The organism is Amaricoccus sp., from assembly GCF_017995835.1.
In the GTDB taxonomy this organism is placed as follows: Bacteria; Pseudomonadota; Alphaproteobacteria; order Rhodobacterales; family Rhodobacteraceae; genus Amaricoccus.
Genome location: NZ_JAGOID010000206.1, coordinates 1 through 2647, shown reverse-complemented (window position 1 = coordinate 2647; position 2647 = coordinate 1). Strand labels below are relative to the sequence as shown.

At 72.3% G+C, this 2647-nt stretch carries 3 protein-coding genes; 1 reads left to right on the top strand and 2 read right to left on the bottom strand.

Annotation, left to right across the window (positions count from 1 at the left end; genetic code table 11):
* Positions 1 to 899, bottom strand: an 899-nt coding sequence (locus KBA23_RS16750; RefSeq protein ID WP_290743388.1) for an aldehyde dehydrogenase family protein, incomplete at its 3' end; no start/stop codon positions are given.
* A complete protein-coding gene (gene betI, locus KBA23_RS16745) occupies positions 896 to 1486 on the bottom strand; it encodes a transcriptional regulator BetI (protein WP_290743386.1) in 591 nt (196 codons plus the stop codon). The genes betI and KBA23_RS16750, both read right to left, overlap by 4 nt.
* Positions 1487 to 1636: 150 nt before the next feature.
* On the opposite strand from betI, the gene KBA23_RS16740 reads away from it, so the two are divergent.
* Positions 1637 to 2581, top strand: coding sequence for a choline ABC transporter substrate-binding protein (locus KBA23_RS16740; protein WP_290743385.1), 945 nt, complete (start codon positions 1637 to 1639; stop codon positions 2579 to 2581).
* Positions 2582 to 2647 lie beyond the last annotated feature (66 nt).

Sequence of the window (2647 nt, the reverse complement as noted above, 5' to 3'; positions counted from 1 at the left end):
CGGAACCGCGCCTTCACCCCCCGCTCGACGAAGACCCGCGTCCCGTTCGAGCAGACCTGCCCGGCGGAGTAGAAGTTCCCGAGCATCGCGCCGCCCACGGCGCTCTCGACGTCGGCGTCCGCGAAGACGATCAGCGGCGACTTGCCGCCGAGCTCCAGCGTCACCGGCTTCAGCCCCTCGGCCGCCGCCGCGTAGACCCGCCGCCCGGTCGGAACCGAGCCGGTCAGCGACACCTTGGCGATCCCCGGATGCGTCGCCAGCATCGCGCCCACGGCCCCGCCGCCCTGCACGACGTTGAAGAGCCCCGCCGGCGCCCCCGCCTCGATCAGGATCTCGGCGAGCCTGAGCGCCCCGAGCGGCGTCATCTCCGAGGGCTTGAAGATCATCGCGTTGCCGCAGGCGAGCGCCGGCGCCGCCTTCCAGCAGGCGATCTGGCTCGGATAGTTCCAGGCCCCGATGCCGAGGCAGACCCCGAGCGGCTCGCGCCGCGTGTAGACGAAGTCGCCGCCGAGATCGACGTGCTCGCCCCGCAGCCCCATGGCGATCCCGCCGAAGAACTCGAGGCAGTCGGCGCCGGAGGCCCAGTCCGCCACCAGCGTCTCGGAGATCGGCTTGCCGGTGTCGAGCGTCTCGAGCTCCGACAATTCGCGGTTGCGCGCGCGAATGATGTCCGCCGCCCGCCGCAGCACCCGCCCGCGCAGCGCCGGCGCCGTCGCCCGCCACTCAGCGAAAGCCGCCGCCGCCGCCGTGACGGCGCGCTCGACCAGGGACGGCGTCGCCTCGCGCAGCCGGGCGATCGTCTCCAGCGTGGCGGGATAGCGCACGTCGAACGCCGCGCCCTCGCCCTCGACATAGTCCCCGCCGACGTGATGCGAGGCGGGCGGTTGCGCGCGCGTCATGCCTTCCCCCTTCCGACCCGCAGGTCGACGTAGTTCTCGACCAGCGCGATCGCCTCCGCCGGCCGCGCCGACCCTCCCCCCAGCGCCTCGCGCAGATAGAGCCCGTCGATCATCGCGCCTATGCCGCGCGCCGCCTCCTCCGCCCCGGCCCGCGGCAGGAAGGCGCGCAGGTCGTGCACGAGGTTCGAGCGCAGCCGCCGCTGGTAGACCGACAGCAGCCGCGCCGCCTCGGGGGCCGACAGCGCCTTGGCGTAGAAGGCGAGCCAGGCGGCGATGGTGGCGCGGTGGAACTGGTCGGCGGCGAAACTCGCCCGCACCACGGCCGAGACCCGCGCCCGCGGCCCCTCGGCCCGGCGCAACTCGCCCACGGCCCCGGAGGCGAAATCCGCCAGCAGGTGCCGCATCGTCGCGATCAGCAGATCCTCCTTTGCGCCGAAGTAGTGATGCGCCAACGCCGACGAGACGCCCGCCCGCGCGGCGATTTGCGCCATGGTGACGTCGAGCGAGCCACGGTCGGCGATCTCGCGCAGGGCCGCGCCGATCAGGGCGCGTCGGCGGCTCTCGGGTCGTCCGGCGTTCGCTCGCATGGATCGCTCGTCAAACATTGATTGACTGATCAGTCAATGTCGGTTTCCCTTGCGCAGGTCAAGAAAGACGGGCGACCAATGTCCCCGGCCCGCCCGCCCATGCGCGGCGACCGGGGCCTTCGCGCCCGCAAACGAGAGGAAACCCGCCCCGTGTTCCGCCTGACGCCCAGCCTTTCCGCCCTCGCGGTCGCGCTCGCCCTCGCCGCGCCCGTGGCCGCCGCCGACCCCGACACGTGCTCCGACATCGCCTTCGCCGACGTGGGCTGGACCGACATCACCGCCACCACGGCGCTCGCGCGCACGGTGCTCGACGGGCTCGGCTACACGACCAGCGTCGATCTGCTCGCCCTGCCGGTGACCTTCCAGAGCCTCGAGCGCGGCGACATCGACGTCTTCCTCGGCAACTGGATGCCGACGATGGAGAGCGACATCGCCCCCTATCGCGAAAAGGGGACCATCGACACGGTCCGCACGAATCTCGTGGGCGCGAAGTACACGCTCGCCACGCTGAAGCCCCTCGCCGACGAGGGCCTGACCGACTTCGCCAGGATCGCCGAGTTCAAGGACCGGCTCGGCGGCAAGATCTACGGCATCGAGCCCGGCAACGACGGCAACCGGCTGATCCTCGACATGATCGCCCAGGACAAGTTCGGCCTCGGCGGCTTCGAGCTGGTCGAGAGCTCCGAGCAGGGGATGCTCGCCCAGGCCAAGCGCGCGGCGCGGCAGGAGGAGGGAATCGTCTTCCTCGGCTGGGAGCCGCACCCGATGAACGCCAACCTCGAGATGGTCTACCTCACCGGCGGCGACGACGTCTTCGGCGCGAACTTCGGCGGCGCCGAGGTGCGCACCCTGACCCGCGCCGGCCTCGTCGGCGAATGCCCGAACCTCGGCAAGCTGCTCCAGAACATGGAGTTCACCCTGCCGATGGAGAACGAGGTCATGGGCAAGATCCTCGACGACGGCGACGCGCCCGAGGACGCCGCCGCCGAATGGCTGAAGGCGAACCCCGCCGCGCTCGACCCATGGCTCGCGGGCGTCACCAGCCGCGACGGCGGCGACGGCATGGCCGCGGTCCGCACGGCGCTCGGCCTGTGAACGCGGCGGCCCGCCCCCGCCGCGTCGCGCTGCCGGCCTAGGCGCGCGCGATGGACAGCCTGGGCC

Excerpts from the sequence above, each read along its gene's own strand:
- betI (WP_290743386.1), bottom strand. The coding sequence starts at position 1,486 with ATGCGAGCGAACGCCGGACGACCCGAGAGCCGCCGACGCGCCCTGATC.